The sequence below is a fragment of the Neptuniibacter sp. genome (assembly GCF_024231755.1).
GTDB lineage: Bacteria > Pseudomonadota > Gammaproteobacteria > Pseudomonadales > Balneatricaceae > Neptuniibacter.
Genome location: NZ_JAAEQH010000333.1, coordinates 12,775 through 35,644, shown reverse-complemented (window position 1 = coordinate 35,644; position 22,870 = coordinate 12,775). Strand labels below are relative to the sequence as shown.

The window sequence follows — 22,870 nt, the reverse complement described above, 5'->3', positions numbered from 1 at the left end:
GGAGATAGGGAAGGAATAGGTGAGGGCAGCACTTCTTCTTAATTTTGTAAAACAGGATCTTGTGGACCGCTATAGCGGAAGCTTTATGGGGCGAGCTTGGGCTTTTCTCATGCCGCTGTTGCAAATCCTTATCTTTATTTTTGTGTTCTCGGCGGTGATGGGGGCAAAACTTGCTAGCTTAGGTGGTGATCTGGGCGAGTCTGTCTTTGCTTACAGCATCTATCTTATATCCGGAATTTTGGCTTGGAACGCTTTCTCTAACACAATCGCCCGAGTGGCATGTATCTATTCAGATAAAGCCGCTTTGATTGGTAAAGTGCAGATAGATCTAGCTGCGCTCCCCTTATATATCCTTATTACTGAAGCGGTCGTGTATCTGGTCGGTATGTTGTTTTTTGCGGCGTTTCTTTTCTTGATAGACATGTTTCACCCGCAATATTGGATCTGGCTTCCGCTCATCTTTTTAGTACAACAGCTCTTTGCCTATGCATTCGGCTTTATCTGTGCGGTTTTTAATGTGTTGTTCAAAGACGTAAGGGAATTTGTAACGGTGGGTTTGCAGCTTTGGTTCTGGCTGACACCTGTCGTCTATGTGGTGGGTATATTGCCTGAGCGTTTTCACTTCTTTTTCATTTTGAACCCTGTTGTGCACCTGATGGATGCTTACCGTAATATCGTGTTATATCAACAACCGCCAGAATTAGTGCCTCTAGCTGTAGTTGCACTAATAGCGGTAGTTTTGCTGTTCTTAGGCGTGAAAATTTTCAGGCGACTTGAGCGGGATATAAGGGACTTTATCTGATGTCAGCAGTAATTAAAGTCGCAGATCTGCATAAGAGCTTTAAGCGTTATAAGACCCCATGGGCTCGGTTGAAAGAGCTGATTACTCGTCGCCCGAATCATACTCGTCACACGGCTCTGGAGGATATCTCGTTCACCGTGGAGCCCGGTGAAACCTTGGGCGTATTGGGCTGTAACGGTGCAGGTAAATCCACTCTCTTAAAGCTGATTAATGGTGTGCTGTTACCAGAATCCGGGACTATTGAGTGTACAGGAAAGATAACCGGGTTGCTGGAGCTGGGAACAGGATTTGATCCTTCACTTACAGGGCGCCAGAACATAATCAATAATGGCCTGTTGATAGGTATGGAGCACGCTGAAATTGAGGCGGCAAGAGATGACATCATTGCATTTTCGGAACTGAAGGATGCAATTGATGATCCTGTTCGTACCTACTCATCTGGTATGACGATGCGCTTGGCCTTTTCTATTGCCATTCACGCAAATCCAGCCTGCTTTCTGGTTGATGAGGCGCTATCAGTCGGCGATGGGCATTTCCAACAAAAATGCATTCGCCGCATTCGCCAATTTAAACAGGAAGGAGGAGCGATTATTTTTGTTTCTCATGATCTGAATGCAGTTAAGATGCTTTGCGATCGTGCTATCGTGCTGGATGGCGGTAGGGTGGCGTTGAGTGGTAGCGCTGAGCAGGCTGTTAACATGTACAACCAGTTGATGGCAGACCTGGATGAGAACCTGTTTCAAAGTGATGAAGAAGGCTTCGGTAGTGCAGAAGCTGTTATTGATAGGGTAGCTATAACTGGCCAGTTATCGGGTTCCGATATTGTTGCTTCTGGGGAAACGGCTGATATCGATATCACCCTTAGGGCTAAAAAGGCGTTTACTGATCTTACGCTTGGGATAATGATAAGAGATCGTTTCGGGCAGGATATTTTCGGTACCAATACCTATCATAAAGGTTACTCTGTCAGCTTATCTGAAGATGAAGAATTAACGCTACGTTTTACGATAAATCTCGATATAGCACCGGGAAAATATACCCTAACTTCGGCCTTGCATAGCCAGGATGATCACATATCTGATTGTTATCATTGGGTTGATAATGCGTTGTCATTTGAAGTGGCGGGGTTCGTAGAAGAAATCTACTCTGGCGTCTGCCGTTTGCCAGTTAAAATTACAAGCCTTTAACTATGGGTTGGGCTTAACAGGGATAAGCATGTCGCAACAAGAATCTATTACCGAGCTGGTGCAGCGGATCAGGTCCAAGTCAGAGGCAATGTCAGAAGTGGTTGATCAGGTGAGTGATCATTCTGAATCGGCACTTGAAAGCAATGTATTGCCTTTTCCTGATCAGCAAAGTTATCTGAGCTTTCCGCTTAAAAAGCGTTACCACATTAATGAATTCTTGTGGATTGAAAGTGACGAAGATTTCGTGCGTCAGGCCTATCAGCATCTGCTAGGGCGTGAGCCTGACTCAGAAGGATTTGAGGCTTACCTGAATGAACTAAAGGTTGGTGAGTTTCGAGTCAATGTGTTGCACCTGCTTGCCGCGTCTGAAGAGGCTAAAACCAGAGGTGTCCACCTCAGAGGGTTTCGTCGTTGCTCTACTTTATATCGGTCATTGGTTGCTAAAACAGGTGGTTTGGGTAGGAAAATTTCTGGATTTGCGAAATGGGCCAACGTACGTTACCTGCGACCGCTTTCAGAAGGTCGGAATAGCCTGCCGCTACAGTTTGCTGGTATTAAACAATATCAGGCGGAGATGAATTCTTGCCTGGATGCGCGTGACAATGAGATAGCATCCTTAAATCAGGCGCTGAAAGAGTCGAGAAAAGCGACCAGCCTCCTTAAGAGTGAAATCGGTATTTATCACCGTACGCTCAATACGTACTGTCGCAACCTTGAAGAGCAATCAGTGTCGTCGAATCGGTTGTTAGCTGAGCAGGCAGAGCCAGGCTCGCCGTTGGATATGCGTCTTGAAGAGTTCTATATCGCTTTTGAAAATCAGTTTCGCGGTAGTCAGGAGCTTATTCGTCAACGCTTGTCTTTGTATCTTCCGGTGATTAATCGTGCTCTAGAGGAGGGCGATGAATCAGGTGTAGTTATAGATATTGGAGCCGGGCGAGGTGAGTGGCTTAAGTTAGCAGCGGAGCAGGGGTGGCAGACTTCTGGTGTTGATCTTAACCCGGTAATGGTAGATATCTGTCAGGATGCGGGTCTGGATGTGCAGCTTAATGATGCTTTGGCTTTCCTGAAAGAAAAGCCGGATGCGTCGGTGCATGCCATTACTGGATTCCATATTGTGGAGCATCTGCCCTTTGCTGTTCTGTTTTCGATTGTGGAAGAGATACGCAGAGTGCTGGTGCCAGGTGGTGTATTAATCTTTGAAACGCCTAACCCGGAAAACCTTCAGGTCGGCGGTCACCTGTTCTATCACGATCCTACCCATAGAAATCCAGTGACACCTGTTTCACTGGAGTATTTGGTAAGATACCTTGGGTTTGGCGAGGCGGAAATTCTGCGTCTTAATCCTATGCGTGCGCCTAAAGAGCTGCCTCATGAAATCCAACACCATTTATATGGTGCGCAGGATTATGCCTTGATCGCTTTTGCTGGGAGCGAAGAATGAAAGTCTTGGTGACGGCAAATGAGGTGCCCTACATCAGTGGCGGTGCGGAGTTTCATGTTGAAAATCTGGTAGCCAATTTAAAGAAGAAAGGTATTCAGGCTTCTGCGCTCAAGTTTCCATTTAATGCAGGTTCGGCGAATGCGATCGAATCCATGATGGAGTACTGCCAAAACTATAACTGTGAGCATCTGAATGGCATAAAGATAGACAAGGTCATTAGTCTGCAGTTTCCGGTTTATGGTGTTCAACACAGTAATCATAGTATCTGGGTTATGCATCAGCATCGCGCGGTTTATGAGCTGTATGATGAAAACAGAGCTACACCAGCGGATAAGAGCCTAAAAAACAGCGTAGAGAAATTTGATGCTCAAGTGCTAGGTGAAAAAGATAGCCTGTTTGCCAACTCCTGCCGAGTTGCTGAGAGACTTAAAACCTATAATGGTTTAACCGCGGAGCCGTTGTACCACCCGCCAAATAATGCCGATCAGTTCTTTTCGGCGGAATCCTGGGATTATATTTTTTATCCGAGCCGGCTTGAGAGTCTGAAGCGACAAGAGTTGTTGATCAGAGCGGCGGCGCATCTTACAACTCCAGTTAAAATTCTTATTGCTGGTGATGGTTCGCTTCGTGATTATTATGCTCGTCTTATCCGAGAATTGAATCTGGATGAAAGGGTGGTGCTGTTGGGGCGAATTACTGAAGCTGAGAAGCTCACCTGTTATGCGCACTCGCTGGGTGTTTTTTTTGGTCCCTTTGATGAGGATTATGGTTATATAACCCTCGAATCTATGTTGTCAGGCAAGCCAGTGATTACCTGTACTGATTCCGGCGGCCCTTTGGAGTTTGTACGTCATGATGAAAATGGCTTTGTGGTTGAGCCTGAGCCTGAGCAGGTGGCGGAAAAGATCGACTGGCTATGGCTCAACAAGCATAAGTCGGAAGAGATGGGGCGCGAAGGTCTCGCTGGCTATCACAAGGCTAATATTGCTTGGGATAATGTTCTTGAGCGTTTGCTGGATTAATCTATAGTTTCTTATTGATCATTCAAACAGTAGATAATACCGTCACTCGTCATTGTTAGTTGGAATAAAAGGATGTCCACAAGTTTACAAACACCCTCGCAGCGTCTTCTGCATCTGGATGCACTACGTGGTATCGCTGTGCTCCTTGTTGTGGTTCAGCACACGGTAGAGCATTTTGCCATGTGGCGGGTGGAGAAAACCGATTTTGCCTATCCTTTATATGATTTGATTCACAGTGTTGATACTGGCCGCATGGGTGTGGTGATCTTTTTCGCTATCAGTGGATTTGTAATACCCCTTAGCTTGAGGGGTAGTGGGTGGTCAGGATTTAAAGGCTTTGCTATCAAGCGTTTTTTCCGACTCTTTCCGGCCTACTGGCTTTCAATACCTTTTGGTGTGCTTACTACCTGGTGGTTTTACGATAAGCACATTCCATTACAGGATGTAGTACTAAACCTCTCTATGCTACCTCAACTTGTTGGATATCAGGCCGTAATAGGTCTGTATTGGACGCTAGAGCTTGAGCTGATCTTCTACTTCCTGCTGGGGTGTCTATTTTTAGCGGGCTTACATAACCGTATTTTAGTGATTGCCTTCTTCTGTATGGGGCTTGCACTGTTTCGTTTATATGTCACAGAACCTGAATTGGCGCAGATAATAAAGGTAGAAATTAACAGGGCTGCAATGATTCTTGAGTATGCTCAGTATCTGGCGGTGATGTTTTTTGGTGCATTGTCAGGATTTTGCTTTCGTGAAAATGTATCAGGAGCTGAGTTAAAAAGTATTAGGTTCTGGTTTCCTGCTATGTTGATTGTTGTCGCATGGTTATTGCTCATGGTTAGACCTTTTAATGTTTTTATAATGGGTTTAGAGCAGGAAAACTTAGAATTAATCCGTTATGGGTTGCCGGTGGTTTTAGCGGTGCTGCTATTTATATTGTGGATTTCAATTTTAAAGTTGCGGACTGTTTGGTTGGTTTGGCTGGGGGTGATTAGTTATTCGCTATATTTATTTCACCCGGTTGCAATATATATGGTTGATAAATTTGTTTGCCAGCCTGATTTGGATACTAATGTATGCCAATCTTCATTCGAATTAGGTCTGACAGGTTACATTGTTTGCTCATTTTCTCTTGCACTGACAATGGCCTACATGGTTTATCGTTGGATTGAAATGCCCGCAATCAGTGCAGGGAAAAGAATATACAGGCAGGTCCTTGACCAGCGCAGATAGCTGGTTTAATCTCGCAAGATGTGCGTATTAGGGCCAGTGGATATTTATTGACCTTTAGACTACTTTTACGCAGAGAAATTAAAAAAAACTGTCGTTTTAAACGTTAGTTGTATAAAGGATGAACAGGGATTTGGTATTAAAATCCAAAATGTTGTTTATTTTTTAACCAGTTGTTTATAGGGCAACTGGTTTTTGTGCTGTTTGGCTTTTGAGGGGACTGTGAGCTGAATCACAGGAAAAGACAAAGTCACATGGTTAAATAAAAATTGAGAATAAGCTGAGGGAGGCGGATAACGCTAGCCTCTCTTGGAAGACTTTAAAGGAAACCTAGGAAGGTTTGCTTTAGGGGTACACATTAGGATGTGTACTTTGGCTTCGGCCACTAGTCATATGACCTTTTATTAGCGTTAAAAAAAATAATCCTTAAGGAGTTTGAAAGATGGCAACACAAGCCTCTATCGATCAAGTTCAGAAGATTTACATCGCCTACTACGGTCGTCCTGCAGATCCTGCAGGTCTGGAAGCGTGGGCAAATGCATTAGACGATGCTGGTGGTGATCTGTCTGCAATTATCGACGCATTTGGTACGTCCCCTGAAGCTGAAGCCCGTTTCGGTGGCTTGAGCTCTGAGGAGACGATTACGACTCTATATAACCAGTTGTTCGATCGTGATCCAGAATCACAAGAGATTATTGACGCATGGGTCGATCAGCTAGAAAACAACCCTGCTGTAACGGCACAGACAATTGCACTAGATCTTTTGAACGGTGCGAAAGGTCAAGATGCTGAAGTAATTGCTAACAAGTTTGCAGTTGCAGATCGCTTTACTGCTGCGGTAGATACTGAAGAAGGTATTGCCGGCTATGCAGGTCCAAGCGCAGTTGCTTACGGTGTGGCTCTGCTGGAGCCAGTAGATTCAAGCACAAACGCTGAAATTTACGATGTTCACACAACTGTCAACGCTCTGATCAGCCCTGAAGGCGTCTTCACGCTGACAGAAAATACTGTTACTACAGTAACTCCAGCGGTTGATGGTGAAATCCTGACCAAGATGGTTACGTACTGGGGTTTCAATCCGCACTCCAATGACGAAACTGATGTTGATAACCTGGATGGCAATGACCCATCAGGTAACGACAACAACCTGACTAACGAAGGTGTTTCTGATGGTGGTGTTCCAGCATCTGAGCTACTGGCATACTTGGGTGGCCTGACAGGTACTGATGCTGGTGATGCAGATCTTCTGTCTCTGCTAAGCAAGTTCGGTATCGTAGATGTTATTGATGACTCTGGTACTACTAGTCTGGGTCAGGATAACTTCAATCTGGGTAGTGTAACTAACATTGGTTATGTTGCAGGCACAGATGGTGATGCAACAGGCACACTGTCCGTTTCTTACGAAAATGATGCAGGTGAAATCGCACAGGCTGAAGTTCAGCTGGGCGAATACATGCACAACCTGATCAGCGACCTGATCTTCGACGAAGAAGGTAACTCTCGTCTGTTTGAAGTTGAAGTTCCTGTAACTTCATACTGGTTGGAAGTATCTGGCGATGGCATCAACCTGGCGACTACGACTGTTTCCGGCGTGGTTGGTAATGTCTATGTTGACGCTGAAGGCAACCCAATTGAAATTCCAGTTGTGTATGGTGCGACAGATGAATCTTCTGAAACATCTGCTCACATCCCAGCGATTCTGACGACTACTGTAAACAACGGTGGTACTGAAGAAGAAGGCTATACAACTGGCGCAAACAACACAATTGTTGCTGCTCGTCTGGATCTGCTGCACGGTGCATACATCGACGCAGGCGCAGGTGAAAACACTCTGGAAATCGATGCGAAAGGTTACTTCGCTCAGCCAAAAGAGCTGTTGAATATCCAGCACATCAGTGTTGAAAACCTGCCTAATATCTACACTGAAGTAACTACCAATGGTAGCGGTGACTGGACAGACGTTGATAATGGCTACCCAGATCTGTACTTCGGTGATGCTGTATCAGGCTCTGAAGATTCCATTATCGATATCTCTCGTGCAATGGATCTGGAAACACTGACAGTTTCTGAAAGTGATTTCGATAACCTGGACACTACTTTAACTGATGCGGGTGATCTGACGATTGCAGGTATCCGTAACGGTGCAACTGTTACTCTGGATGGTAACTTCGATTCAGATACAGTAAGCCTTCACTTCCGTGAAACGGCTGACGAAGGTGTTAACCTGGTTCTGCACAATGTGAACATGGATGAGACGACTCTTAACCTTGCTCACAACGCTCCAGTTCTGAACATCGAATCTGCAGGTGCAAGCAACGTTATCGAAGATGTAGATCTTGGTAACATTAATGCAAACCTGACACACCTGAACATCTCTGGCGATGCGCCTCTGTACATCGGTCAGCGCGATAGCTCTAACGGCGATATTGCTGATGCTTTTGCTGAAGAAGCTGATGTGATCATCGATGCTTCAGAAAATACAGGTGGTGTTAGCATCACATTCGGTGAAGATTCTGAATTTTCTGGTTCCCTGGCATTCCTGGGTACTGAGGCAGATGACTACCTGTTCGCTGACGTAAACCGTGCAGTAACGGTAACTGCTGGCGAAGGTAATGACGAATACGACATCATTTCTAACAGCGATATCGTAATCACTGCAGGCGATGGTAATAACTCCATCGAAGCTGCAGCTAGTGGTGATGGTGAGCTGGAAAATGAAGGCACCGTAACTGTAACTGTTGGTGACGGTCAGAACGATATTTATGTTTCATCTACCGATGCATACACAATCACTGCAGGCGACGGTGATAACCGTATCGAGGCTTCTGGTGATTTCGAATCTGGTGTAACTGACGCTGACGTTCACACAATTGTTGTGGGTGAAGGTCAGAATGAAATTGATGCTACTGGTGGCCTGCTGTCAATCACAACAGGTAACGGCGACAACGAAATTGACGTTACGTCTTCTTCCCTGTCAATTACAACAGGTACTGGCAACGATGTTATCGAAGCAACTGCATCTGGTAGCGGCGATCAAGACGCGACAATCAATGCAGGCGAAGGTAACAACACAATTACAGTAGAAGGCTTCGAAGAAGTAACTGTAAATGTTGGTGCTGGTGATGACGCGCTGACAATTGTTGGTGGTGACCGTGACTTTGCTAGCGGCACAGCTATTTCTGGCGATGCTAACTTCGGTAGCGGTTCTGACCTGTCTGGTGAAAATGGTAACGAAACTCTGATCACAGTTGATCTGGGTGCAGGTACTAACACGCTGACACTGGGTGCTGATTCCGGTACTAACCAGAGCGCAATCACAGCTATCGATGGTTCTACTATCGCTGGTGAGAACATCACGCTGGTTGTTCAGACTGAAGCAGACCTGACGCGTGCGGATATCTCCGGTGTGACTGCAGTACAGATGGGTAACGGCGACGAGCTGACTCTGACTGTATCCCAGTTTATCGCGATGGGTGGTTCTACATCCTTCAGCGTAATCGGTGAATCTTTCAATGCACAGTCCAACCTTAACCTGGTTGTTGACGCAGCAGCAGTAGGCGCTGATGGTTCTATCTCTCTAGACGAGCTGGATATCGAATCTCTGCCACGTTCTATCGACCTGTCATTCGAAATTACTGACGGCGTACAGCTAGAACTTACAGCTCAGCAGCTGCATGAGCGTGTTATCAATGAGGGTATCAATCTTTACACAGACAGCAATACTGACTTCCAGAGCGGTACTGTTCTGATCACGGATGCTGGTCTGGATTTCGATCCGTTTAACAACAACGACCAGGTTCGTACATCAGATGCTGGTGCTAACTACCTGGGTGGTTCTCTGGGTTCTGACTTCGGTGCAGACACAGATACAATTCCTGATGGCGTTCAGCGTGACGAGTGGGGCTCAAATGTACTGGTTGACCGTGTACTGAACGGTTATGACCGTCCAGTAGATGCGCCATCTTACAGCCGTCTGACGATTGATACTGATACAGCCGGTGGTTCTATTGGTCCATTTGAAACGATCGAAACATTCCTGCGTATCGTTGGCGATTCAGATCTTGAATTCGTACCGGTAGAAGGTGGTATCGATGACTGGGGTCGTCCAATTCCAAATGCAGGTTCTGCTATTGAACTGGCATCGGATACAGACGGATTCCTGGTTGACTTCTCATCTGTAACAGGCGCAGTGACTAACCTGACACTGGGCAGCTTCGAGAAAGCTGACGGCGTATACGGTAACGGCGATTCTAACTACGTACGTGTAAACGTTGAAATCAACGAAGAAGATGGTCTGGCTACAGACGTTGGTGAAGTTGGTTCACTGGTACAGGGTCTGGTATCTGACGGCGTTCAGGAATACGTAGTAGTAGATATTGATCAGCACGCTAGCGGTTCTGGCGATGTTGATTTCTACACTTGTGAAACAACTAAAGATCTGGAAGTTCTGGGTCTGCAGGGTAACTACGGCAAGACAGTTAACTTCCTGAACACTGAGCGCGGTGTTGAATTCCTGATGGAAGTTGCGTACGACAAAGGTGACGGTTATGTAGTGGGTAACATCCTGGCTGAATTTGCCCGTGATGACGCTGACGCTGTTGTTAATGTTGTAGGCCTGAACACTCTGCCAGCAGGCGAAGTTCAGATGGTTGGTAACATCGCTACTAACAATGCTGAAACGCTGACAGTTAACGTAACAGGCGGCGATACAGTTATTGCTGCACTGGACACAGATACAGCTACTTCTCCAACATCTGCTCCAGGTAACTCTGGCGGCGATGCTACTGAAGTAACACTGACTGCAGATGCTGATCTGACAATTACTGCGACTCTGGACGATGATGTTACATCTATCGATGCTGCGGGTGTTGCAGGTGATCTGACAGTGGCAAGCGCTGTAGACGTACCAGCGGGTGCAACAGACGTTGACTTCACATTCGTAGGTGCAGCAGGTTCAACTGAACTGACGCTGACTTCTTCAGTTACATTCTCTGAAGACAGCTCATTCACTTCTGCAGGCGATCTGACGGTTGTAGTTGATGGTGCTACTTCTACAGTGGACTTCACTGCTGCAGATGTTACTGGTATCGATGCACTGGAAATCGCTTCTGGTGATTCAGCAACGCTGACAATCGATCAGGGTTACGAAATCGGTGGTGCTAATATCTCCGGTGAAGGTAGCCTGACACTGATTGACCTGGGTGAGCAGCCATTTAGCTTGGCTGACTTCGATGTAACAATCGCTAGCACAACGATCCGTGTAGTTGAAGCAGACGTAGTAACTCTGAATCCTGCAACAGATCTGACAGACGTAGCAGTGCTGCAGGTTGTTGAAGGCACAACGCTTAATATGACAGCGGCTCAGTACCAGCAGCTAGATGGCACTGGCACAATCACGGTTGTGGACGGTTCTGATGCAGGTACTACAGTTGATCTAACGACTGTAACAATCAACATCACAGATCTGATGCAGTCTGACGTTGAAGCGGGTCTTGACTTTACTAGCGTAAACGCTGGTACGGTTACTGTAACTCTGGCTGAAAGCGTAACGATCCCTGCTGACGATGGTGCTACTAACGATGTTCAGACTAACCTGACCAACGTTGATCAGTGGACTGTTGGCGACGACATGAAACTGTCTGCTCCAGAAGTATCCGAGTTTAACGGTGTAGATGTAATCGGTGGCACAAACTCTACTCTGGAATTCACAGATACTGATAACAATGGTCCTTCTACTCCAGACACAATCGATGCATCTGGCTTCGATGTTGATGTTCTGCGTGTTGATGAAGCATACGTTGCGGGTCAGAACATCGATGAACTGTTCCAGGGTCTGGTAGAACGCGTATCTAAAGCGATCTTCGATCAGAACGGCGATGTTACTGCTCAGGATCAGACTGTGACTGTTGAAGCCGGTGTTACTGTAGGTGGCAGCCTGGAAATTAACCGTATCGAAGATGACGTTGAAATTCAGGATCTGGTACTGAACCTGAACGGCGGTTCTATCATCGACGGTGCGCTGATTCTTGACTCTACTGACAAGAATGACGGTAGTGACCTGCTACACGCTCACCTGCAGTCAGTGACAATCAACTCTACAGGTACTGAAGCAAACGAATTCAGTGGTACAACTCAGAACATTATCACTGGTGCGATCACTGGTGCTGGTTCTAGCGCTGCGACTCAGAACAACGTTCTGGATATCACTATTAATGCTGACCAGGTTCTGGATCTGCAGGGTGGTATCGTATTCACTTCTGCTGCTGGTGATGATGCATTCACACTGGGAGACGACACTGCTGCTGCAGCTACAGTAACTGTAAACGGCACAGCAGATGTTAATCTGGGTGCAGTGAACACAACTGATACTGACGTTGACTCCCTGACAGTTAACAATGCAGGTACAGGTTCTGTATCCGTAACCCTGACTGACGCAAACGTTGAAGTTGCAGACACTGATGGTACATTCGATGCTCTGGCCTTCACGGGCTCTAACATCAACCTGCTTGTAACGGCTGCAACTGATGTTGATCTGTCCGATGACGATCTGTCTGGCGTAGCGAGCATCACTGTTGGTGAGACTGACACTGATGTTGCGGGTTCTGTAACTCTGACTCAGGCTCAGTACGACGCAACTTCTGTTGTAAATGGTACTGATGATGGCGCAGTTGCAACACTGAACCTAGTTGAGTTCGGTGCGGCTCCATTCGATGCTCCTGCATCTGGCATGGATGCAATCGTTATCACAATGGCAGAAGGCGACATCACTCTGGATCCAGCTACGGATCTGACGGGTGTAACTTCTATCAACGTGATTGAGGGTAGCACGCTGAACCTGACTGCAGCTCAGTTCCAGCAGCTTGCTGGTACCGGTACTATCAACGTTATTGATGGTAGCGATGCGGGCACAACAGCTGGCGACACAGGCATCACTGTAAACATCACTGACCTGACTCAGAGCGATATCTGGGTTGATGCAGATGGTGATGGTGAACAGGATGCAGGTGAAGGCTTCGATCTGTCCGGTATCACTGTTGGTACTGACGGTAAGATCACGGTTACTCAGTCTGCTGCTGAAGCAACAATCACTCTGGGCTCCTTCGATAACGAAGGTCTGACTACCCAGGCACTGGATTTAGACGTATCTTCTAACCTGGCTGGTGCAGAGTACATCATGGGTGACAACCAGACATTGGAACTGGTTGATTCAACTCAGGCTGACGGCCTGGATGTAACAGGTGGTGCAGATAGCTCTGTGGTATTCCGCTTCGATACGCTGGATCCTGCTCAGGTAACTACTAGCGTACCAAGCATTGATGTATCAGCTTACGACGTTACTCAGCTACACACGCTGAACACTATGTACAACACTGCAAATGCTGCGTTGGATGGTGAACAGAACGTTGAAGTTATTCTGGCTAACCTGCCAAGTGCTGTTGAGTTGGTAATCACTAGTGATCCACTGGCGCTAGGTCTGGTATCTGCACGTAACCGTATGGTTACTATCGAAGAAGGCGTAGACGTAAACGGTGAGCTGGTATTCAACGATATTCAGCAGACAGTTGAGCTGACTACCCTGACGATCGACTTCGAAGGCGATGCTTCAATCATGGGTGATCTGCGTATCCCAACAGTTGACGAAGGTGTAAACCTGCAGGCTGCTAACTTCGGTACGCTGACTATCAACTCTAACGGTACTTCTACTAACAGCATCACAGGCGACATTACGGCTGTAGCTGCAGGTCCTGTACCTACAACTGCGACTGAGCAGGAAAACAGCCTGCTGAACGTTGTGATCAATGCAACGTCCGATTTCGAAATCGGTACATATGCAGCGTCAGACGGCGAACACACTTCTGGCGGTGATATCATCTTTACTGCTCTGGAAGATAGCGCTGTAGCTAACCTGACTATCGAAGGTACTGGTAACGTTAAGATGCACGGCATCGACGCTACTGACGACGATAACAATGGTACAACTCCAAATGTAGGCGACATCGGTACAGTGAACATCGTGAATAACGCTGGCACACTGACAATGACTGGTGGTACTGCTGCGATCTCTGGTGATGGTGTTGAAACTATCAACATCTCTGGTACAGGTGATGTTGTTCTGGGTAACAACGATGCAATCACGGGTGGTTCCGCATCTGAGGGTGTTGATTCCGATACTCTGTCTACAATTGATGCGTCTGGCCTGACAGGTGACCTGGATCTGGGTGAACTGTCTGACATCGATAGCCTGGACTTCACGTTCACATCCGGTACTGGTGTAACTACACTTGAACTTGATGATACTGCTTTTGGTGATGCAACTAACGATCTGGCTAACTCTTGGTCCTTCGATTTCTCGAATGCGGCTGCGGGTAGCGAGATGACAATCGGTAGCACAATCACTTTTGCTAACGCTCTTACAGATGCTGAGACGTCTAACGCTCTGACCATCGACATGGGTGCTAACCAGTTGTGCATCGCTGCTAATCAGGACTTCACTCCTCTGGAAACATTGTCCATTACTGGCACAATCGTTCTGAAAGCAGGTGTTGATATTACCCTTACTGCTGCACAGGCTAGCGGTCTGAACATCATCGTTGATCCATCCGTGATCACTGATGCTGATGACGATGATTTCGTTCTGGGTGATGTTCCAACAGTAACGATTACTGACCTGGGTACTGCAGAATACGACTTCACAAACATCCTGGCAGGTGTGCCTGCTGATGCTGAAGCTCCAGTATTCACTGCAACACTTGCAGAAAATGACGTAACACTGAACGAAAATACAGTGTTGGGTGACGTTACAATCATCTTGGATGATTTGGTTGACGCTACCACTGCTGCAAATGATGAGCTTGAAGGTCAGACTATCCGCTTCAATACTCAGGAGCAGGCTGAGCGTGATATTGATGTAACCAACCCTGGTTCTGGTGGCGCTAACGAATCGTCAATCAATGTTATTTGGTTGATGGATCCAGCTGATATTACAGCACCAATAAATACTGATGCGTATGATGCAAATATCACACGTGTATGGTTCAAAGAAGCTCTGGCTGATGGCGCGAACGTAGAAGATCTGTTCACAAGCCTGCCAGATAGCATCCTGCGTGTTGACTTCGCTGATCTGACAGACCTAGCTTCGTTGCTAAGCAGTGATGCGGTTAACCGTGTTGTTGAACTGGCATCCTTCACTAGTCTGCCTGGTGGCCTGACATTCAACGATGGCGACTTCGATGAGCACCTGGAAACTCTGGACATCCGTATGGGTGGTCAGGTAACTACGGGTGATATCGTAATCGATAACATCATCGATCTGGGTGGCACTTACGACAGTGACCCTGCATTTACAGGCGTTACCCTGACTTCCGTACTGGCTGATGATACAGGTGATCTGCTGGCACGCGAAGGCTTCGATGAGTCTGAGAATGTTAAACCTAACTCTGTGAACACTGTTGGCGATATCCGTGTGGGTACTGACAACAACTTCGACCTGCTAAACGTGACGTTGAACACAGGCGCAGATGAAGATACAAACGATGTATCTACTTCAAATGAATCAGATGCAAACATCGTTGCTTTGGCTGCTCTGTACGCTTCAATCAATGCACTGACGTGGGCTACTTCCGATGTAGCTACTGAAGCTGCTCAGGCGGCATTGACTACTGCAGCGGTAACAGCAGGTACAATCACTGCTGCACAGAAAACAGCAATCGATACTGCATTTGATGCTAACCTGACAGCTGGCGATGGTAGTGATTTGGCTACTGCACAGGCAGCAGCAATTGCTGCGGGTCCTTCTGCAGACGTTGATGTACTGACAGGTACTGACTTGGTAGTTGGCGACATTGAGTTCGATTCTGAAGACGAAGCAAATGATGTAGCAACGTTGACACTGCAAGGTGCAAACGACATCACTGTAGCGTCTATCGATACTGATGGCATTGTTAACTTCAGCATGGATGTAGGTTTCTTCACTGGCACACTAGACCCTGTAATGCACCTTGATGGTACTAATGCATGGACTATGACAGATGGCGAAGACGGCATAGGCGGCGCTGGAGACGGTAATCCTGCTACTCATATCTTCACTGAAGTTGAAGGTGATGAACTAAGTATTGTTAACTTCAGCGATACTGACGACAACATCACAATCACGTTCTCTGAGATCGACAGCAATGATGACGATCTGAACAACGATGGCGATGCTGTAGATACTCTGAGTGAAGTTGATGATGGTGTTGATTACAACGGTGACGGTGATATGGAAGATACCGGCATCACTGAAAACCTCGCATTCACTTACACTGCTTCTACAGGTATCAACAACGTAACTCTGGATGCTGTAGGCGCTAACGCACCAACATTGGAAGCAGACTCCACTTGGACCTTCAATATGGCTGGCGCTGCTGCTGGTTCAACACTGACAATCGGTGATGGTGTAACTCTGGAGCCAGGTTCTAACCTGACAATTAATCTAGGGGATGACACTACTCTTGTTATCGATGACAGCGTTGATCTGACAGGTGTTAACCTGACAATCACAGGTAATGGTGGTGTTCTTATCCCTGCTGGTCAGACACTAACTCTGACACCTGCTCAGGTAGTAGCTATCCCTGGCAACATCTACGGTGAAGGTACGCTGATCGTAGACGGCAATGCTGATGATCTGGCTGCAGATTGGGCTGATAACGTTCGCACATACAATGTTGATCTGTCTCAGGTTGATCTGACTGCAGCAGACGGTGCTGACAATGTTGCTACAACTGATGACCAGTTGGATACTACGCTGACTGCAGCAGGTCCTCTGGACGATGATGGTAATGCTCCAGCTGATGATACTGGTTACACTGTGACTGGTTCCGGTAATGTTGATGTTGTAATCGGTTCTAACCTGGATGATTCATTCACTCTGGGTGCTGGTGATGATACAGCTACTGGCGGTACAGGCGATGATACATTCAACGTTGATGCTGGTACTGACACAATCACTGATCTAACAGGTGATGCAGTAGATGGTGGCGCTGATGACGATGCGCTGGTTGTTTCTGCGGGTGCTACAGCAGATGTAACAACAGTTGGTTTTGTTGCTACAGCTGAAACATCAAATGCTGGTACAGCTACGATTACTGCTGCTGACGATGCAACTGTTGATATGACAAATGCATCAGGCCCTAACGGCTACACAGTAGTAGGTAGTTCTGCAGATAATTCTGCAAACACCCTAATCGGTAGTGCTTTCGCTGATACTATCAATGGCGGTGATTCAGCAGCTAATGATGCTGACGACGTTGATACTCTGTCAGGCAACGCTGGTGGTGATACCTTCCAGTTCAATGTAAATATGGGTAATACAACGTCACTGGCGTTGAATACAACTCAAGTGAACGTTGACCGCGAAGAAATTCAAGTGACTGGCGTAGACTCTGCTGCTGGTAGTGGTGATGAATCCTTGGCAGTGAACTACACCATTAATGGTGCAGCTCTTTCTGTAACTGTAGATCTGAGCGCAACAGATGTTGAATCAGCTTCTGCAATTGCAGCCGCTATTGCTTCTGAACTACAGACCAACGGATCATTCATTAGCCAAGCTATTGTTGACCCAGGTGATAACACTAACGTTATCGTAACTGCACAGACTGGCTACGACCTTGAAATTACTGGTTTTGCGGCTGAAACTGGCTTCACAGCAAATCCGACTGCTGCCGTTTCTGAAGGTGTTGACGTTGCTCAGGTTGTAGAATTGACTGCGACTGGTAACCCAACAACTGATGATATCTACTCCGTACTAGCAACACTGAATGGTGGTGCAAGTATTGCGGGTCAGCATACGGCAATCGGTGGTGATGAAGCAGATGAGGTAGTAGACGGTATTGGTGGTGATTTCAACGCGAATGCAGGTGGCACTACAATCGATGTAACTGACATTGATGCTGACGGCGTTGTCATCTTTACAGATGAAAATGCTGACAACGGTGGCTTCACATTGATTACTGATGTGACTGCTGCATTCGGTGGTTCAGGTGCGTCTAACAACGCAGGTGATCACACTACTGCTGATATCATCACTGACTTTGTGTCTGGTACCGATAAGGTTGAGTTTGTAACAGCTACTGATACAAACTTGGGTACAGGTTCTGGGGCAAATTACCTAGAAGCTGCTGAAGTTGCTGATGAAACTGCTGCTGATGCAGCTGCTACAACAGCGTTTGGTAATAATGCAGGTACACTGCAGTACTACTTCACTTCTGTTGCAGATATCGATGGTAATGCCGCTGCTGACTTCGATAGCGACGGTGATAATGCTGACCAGTTCGGTATGTTGTACTTCGATGCAAACCTAGACGGTAACATTGACGGTGTTATCCTGCTGACAGGTATCGATTCCGATAACTTCTCAGCGTTCGATATTATCGCGTCTTAAGCGGTTATATCTCTTAATTGAACCGGACCCCTTATGGGGTTCGGATTCTGCTAAACCCGCGTGGAAACATGCGGGTTTTTTGTATATAGGAGTTTAAATTGGCAGAAAATCAGAAACATATCATCCAGCCAGCGACAGACAGTAAGGCTGGTTTTGCAAAAAATCCAAGTTTGAAATTCAGCGAAAAGATAGCAGCGGTTCCCGTGACAGTACACGAGCTCGTTCAGGCGTCGGGGGCCTTGCCTCTTGCGATCGCAAAGTTATCCGATACGCGTTATCAGTTAGTTGCGCTACTTGGTCTTGAACCACAGCAGAACCTGGTGTTACAAGAAAACGGTAACTGGCGAGCATTTTATGTGCCTACAGAGCTTAGGTTGTATCCGTTTGGTTTTGCGGCAGTAGAAAGTTCAAATGATGATCAGCAACGTTACGCTGTGTGCTTTGAAAAGGGTTCAGATCTGTATCGGGATACCCCTAACGAAGCTGCTGGTGAGAGTCTTTTTTTCGATGATCAAGGTAAACCGACAACGCAGTTTGCAAAGGTCATTGAACTGTTAAAACAACATAACCAGGCACTTAATATTACTGGTCAGGCTGTTACGGCCATTGCTTCAGAAGGACTGCTGACTCCGTTCCAGCTACCAGATGACGGTGATGGAATTAAAGGCATCTATAGAATTAATGAAAAGGCACTTAACGCATTAGATAAAGAGGCTTTAGAAAGATTACACAAAACCAATGCTCTACCTGTTGTGTATGCGCAGTTATTTTCGATGCACAATCTTAGGTTGCTGACCCGCCTAAAAGAGATGCATGCAGCAGCTACACCGGATGAGTCATTGCTGGAAGAATTGTTTGGTGACGGTGGAGATAGCTTAAGTTTTGAATGATATTGCTTGACTGCCGCGTCAGTCGTATAATTTCATGCCTTACAAACAGTGCTGTATCGAGGGAAAGAGTTCCTTACGGGTACTAAATACGCTTTACTTTGGCTGCAGTGGTCATTGTAGTGAAGCCGGTAATCCATAGGTTTCCATCTGTTTATGGTGGAAACCTATGGATTTTCTTGTTTATAAGACTAGGCTCTCCCTATATTTACTTTTGTGGGAGGCCAGCCTCTGGCCGATAGGCAAATGCTCACTCAAATGATGAGTCTTTAATAGAAACTTTCAGCATTAAGCTCCTGCAAACCTTATGAATTAGCTATTCCTTCTTGCAGGTAAGCCTTAAACATTGCACGAGTGACTAATTCAATCCATAACGAATTTGGCATAAACGTTTTTTAACTGTTGTATCGAAATTCCTGGCAAATGAGTCACTGTCAAAATACGCTGACTGTTTGGCGTTATGGTGACAAGTTTCCCTTAATTCTGGGGAGAGCTGTTTGCTGATAGCTTCTGCTTTGTCTACATACTCTGTTGCGTTAAACGCGATACCATCGGTGAGATTGAGATTATTTAAAACTGATAACCCCGAGCGTTGGCTCACCTCTGTTCCGCATAAAACCACACTAGGTACTCCCATCCATGCCGCTTCTATTAAAGTAATTCCGGAATGAAGTGGGAAAGTATCCAGGTTTATATCAACGTATTGGTACATTTCCAGATGATTTTCTGGCGGGTTGGATATAAACCTTATCTGTTTAGCATCCACACCTTCTTTGCTAAAGAAGTCTAATAGGTGCTGTTTATGAATCGTATTTGATAACTCCGCACGGCCAAATAGCAACACATAGGTTGTGGATTGTTTTAGCAACTCTGCCCACACTTTCAATTGATCAGCGGTGATTTTCTCTGCAGAAGACATCACGCTAAAAACGACGCTATCCTCTGCTTCTGTCTCACGGAAATACGGTATTTCCTTAGGTTGAGGTAAACAGGTCCAAACATTTGGCAGAGGCAGGGAAGGAGCCCCGGTTTGATCTTCGTGGATAAGATGGGGGTCCAGTATCTGTCCATCCACATCGTCATAATGTATGGGCGTAGGGATGCCAGCCCATACAAGTTGTAAAGGGGATACTCGCCACGAAAATATGCCCACTTGACTGCCCGGCTGTTGGAAGCCATTGAGATCGACCAATACATCGGTCTCTATTTGAGCTATCGCTTTTGCAACTTGATAGCTATCTTTTGTTTTGATTGGAAAGAATGTATCAACTGATTCTTTAAGGCTTCTACGAACAAGGTTTTGTTTTTCGTCATTATCTGAAACATTAAAAAATATAACCTTGTTCCCCTGTTCCTTTAATTTGCTAAAAAATGGAGCGAGGATTTGGCCGATCTTTGGAATGGCAGAAACGCTTAAAAAACCATATGTAAGCCCGCTGAAACTGTTTTCGCCGGGGTACATTGTTAGTTTGTTAAGCTGAAAGTTTTGCTGTTGCGCTTTGTGTTGCAGGTAGTTTCCGACTTGTTGTTGCAGCTCTAAATATTTCTTGTTGTTGTTATATGTATTGGTGTTTGACCTTAAGGATATGTTGCTAATAGTGTCAAATAGTACAATTGCAGGGAGATTAGGTTCTAGTACGTCAAAGTATGATGGTAATTTTGACTGGCTTTCATAATCACACAGCTTTAGTGCCACATTGTTAGCGATAATCACTTGTTCTGCTTTGCTAAAATCTTCACAAGCTACGAACTTCCGTAAATATTTATAGCTTTCTTCATGCTCATTCTCTTCTAAAAAAACATTACTTAACATTATTAAAGCTGCACTGTTTGTTTTGTCATTATCTAATAAGGCAAAGCAGCTTTGTTTAACTTCTGGGTACCTCTTCAGCTTATATGCACAGACAATCATTCGTTCATGGGCACGTAAGTGATCAGGTTTTTCTGTAATAACTTTTTGAAGCCAGTTATAAGTGGTTTGTGTCACGCCAGCATGTTCTGCCGCCATCGCAGCCCCAAAACTAAAGTGAATAATAGTTGGGAAACACTGAGCGGATAGGGCTGCAAGTTGGTAGGCATCCTGGAAGTTTGACTTTTTTAGGTATTTTTCTATGAGCTGAATATATGTATTCGGTTCTCTAAAAGCGTTATCGCTATCAGGCTTAATGCCGAACTCAATGCAGGCGATCTGACCTAATAAGCTAAGGCAGTTTAGATCAGCTTTTCTCTCTTTCAGTATGTTGCTGAGCTTTTGTTTAGCTGAGGCACATTGACCAAGATTAATATCTTTTTGTATAGCCTCTAGCGAACTGAGCGTGCTTTCATTCTGTGCCATTTGAATAGACCTGAACCTTAAATTCCAAGAAAAGCGTTATATGAAAAACCATTGTAACGCGGTAAATTTTATTTATACATTTCCTTAACTGTATCCGCTGATCTTGATCTAAATGGGATGTATATTTTGGATTTTCATAAGTTTTGAGACTTTGGAAAATTGTTAGCTTTTAAGGGAGTGTTTTACTGGCCATACAGAAGCCTCGGATTGACTCAAAGGTGTTTAGCATTTATGTTCGATGTGCTTTGAAATTTAGCGGTTATTTATATATGCAATCAGTCATAGTAGGGCCTTTAAGAGTATACTGGTTGCGTAGATAGTCTTCTGTTTTTCAGTTTCATCAACTTCCTGATCTGATAATAAGCTATGCAAAAAAAAAGAATATTATGGGCTAATTTTTACTGCTTGATGGACCAGTCGAGTGGTGCTTCGTTAGCGGTCCGTCAAATGTTACTCCAGCTGCAAAAACGTGGTTATGAGGTTGAAGTGCTGGGAGCTACAATTTTCGATGCGCCTAGGGGAGCTAAACGACTAGAATCGCACTGGGAACAAATTAAATCCGAGCCCCATATTCAGATTAAAGATGGAACGTTAAAGCATCATATCGTTAACACTAAAAGTAGCAGTATTAGTAACCTGAAAGCTACTGAGATCGACACGCTATTTGGGTTATACCGGCATAAGCTGGACACCTTTAAACCGGACCTTATATACACCTATGGTGGCAAGGCCCATGATTGGTTGTTGCGTGCGGAAGCAAAACTACGTGGTATTCCTATCGCGTTTTATCTAGCCAATGGAAATTATCAAACCGCTCATTGGTGTCGCGATGTTGATCTTATAATGACAGATAGCTACGCCACAGCTGAGATGTACAAACAACGCTCGGACATAGACGTTCAGCCTATTGGGTCCTTCATCGATCCAGGGGAAGTCATAGCGAAGACTCATACACGTGAGCGTATACTGTTTGTTAACCCTTCGCCGGCAAAAGGAGCGTTTCTCGTTGTCCAGATTGCAAAAATGCTGGAAAAAGAGCGTCCTGATATAAAAATCGAGATCATTGATTCTCGCGGTTCGTTGAAAAATATTATCGAAACGGTTCGTAAACAGCTTAAGTTAACAGATACTTGTTTGGAAAATATTATCCAAACGCCTATGACAGATGATATGAGGGAAGTATACCAACATGCCCGTTTAGTGCTTCATCCTAGTTTATGGTGGGAGAGTAGCAGTCGAGTCCTTGCGGAAGCGATGCTAAACGGTATACCAGCGATCATTACTGATAGAGGAGGGCAGCCGGATCAGATTGGCGATGCGGGTATTAAGGTCGATTTTCCAGAAGCGCTGCACGAGGCTCCTTATAATAGGCTAGCCCCAGAACCCTGGTTGCAGCCTATTGTCGCTAAAATTATTGAGCTGTACGACAATGAACAGTTGTATCAGCAATTTGTAGCCCGCGCCTTTGAGTATGGCAGAAAACAGCATCATATTGAGGTAAGCACAGATCGACTGATAGAAGCTTTAAACACCGTGTAGGATTGGGAT

At 45.7% G+C, this 22,870-nt stretch carries 9 protein-coding genes; 8 read left to right on the top strand and 1 reads right to left on the bottom strand.

Translation table 11 applies throughout. The annotated features are described in order from the left end of the window. Nucleotides 1–19: 19 nt before the first annotated feature. The 7 genes from GY843_RS19425 (at nucleotide 20) to GY843_RS19395 (ending at nucleotide 18,990) form a co-directional block, all read left to right on the top strand. Complete coding sequence (locus tag GY843_RS19425) at nucleotides 20–802, top strand: ABC transporter permease (RefSeq protein ID WP_297312159.1); 783 nt, start codon at nucleotides 20–22, stop codon at nucleotides 800–802. After that, nucleotides 802–1,989: an ABC transporter ATP-binding protein gene (locus GY843_RS19420; protein WP_297312157.1), complete on the top strand. Its 1,188-nt coding sequence runs from the start codon at nucleotides 802–804 to the stop codon at nucleotides 1,987–1,989. Before GY843_RS19425 ends, GY843_RS19420 begins: the two co-directional genes overlap by 1 nt. 28 nt (nucleotides 1,990–2,017) lie before the next feature. Next, entirely contained in the window at nucleotides 2,018–3,430 is a 1,413-nt protein-coding gene (locus GY843_RS19415) for a methyltransferase domain-containing protein (RefSeq protein WP_297312155.1), read from the top strand. Continuing rightward, nucleotides 3,427–4,452, top strand: a complete 1,026-nt coding sequence (locus GY843_RS19410; protein ID WP_297312153.1) for a glycosyltransferase family 4 protein — start codon at nucleotides 3,427–3,429, stop codon at nucleotides 4,450–4,452. The genes GY843_RS19415 and GY843_RS19410 overlap by 4 nt, the downstream gene beginning before the upstream one ends. A 72-nt stretch (nucleotides 4,453–4,524) precedes the next feature. Beyond that, complete coding sequence (locus GY843_RS19405) at nucleotides 4,525–5,685, top strand: acyltransferase (protein ID WP_297312151.1); 1,161 nt, start codon at nucleotides 4,525–4,527, stop codon at nucleotides 5,683–5,685. Between the two features lie 439 nt (nucleotides 5,686–6,124). Next, a complete protein-coding gene (locus tag GY843_RS19400; RefSeq protein ID WP_297312149.1) occupies nucleotides 6,125–18,100 on the top strand; it encodes a DUF4214 domain-containing protein in 11,976 nt (3,991 codons plus the stop codon). 98 nt (nucleotides 18,101–18,198) lie between these two features. After that, the gene (locus GY843_RS19395; RefSeq protein WP_297312147.1) at nucleotides 18,199–18,990 is read left to right on the top strand and encodes a SapC family protein; all 792 of its coding nucleotides are present in this window, start codon (nucleotides 18,199–18,201) and stop codon (nucleotides 18,988–18,990) included. 355 nt (nucleotides 18,991–19,345) lie between these two features. On the opposite strand, the gene GY843_RS19390 is transcribed toward GY843_RS19395, so the two are convergent. Then, on the bottom strand, nucleotides 19,346–21,322 hold the full coding sequence (locus GY843_RS19390; RefSeq protein WP_297312145.1) for a hypothetical protein: 1,977 nt from the start codon (nucleotides 21,320–21,322) through the stop codon (nucleotides 19,346–19,348). Nucleotides 21,323–21,769: 447 nt separating this feature from the next. On the opposite strand from GY843_RS19390, the gene GY843_RS19385 reads away from it, so the two are divergent. Then, a complete protein-coding gene (locus GY843_RS19385; protein WP_297312143.1) occupies nucleotides 21,770–22,861 on the top strand; it encodes a glycosyltransferase family 4 protein in 1,092 nt (363 codons plus the stop codon). Nucleotides 22,862–22,870: the final 9 nt, after the last annotated feature.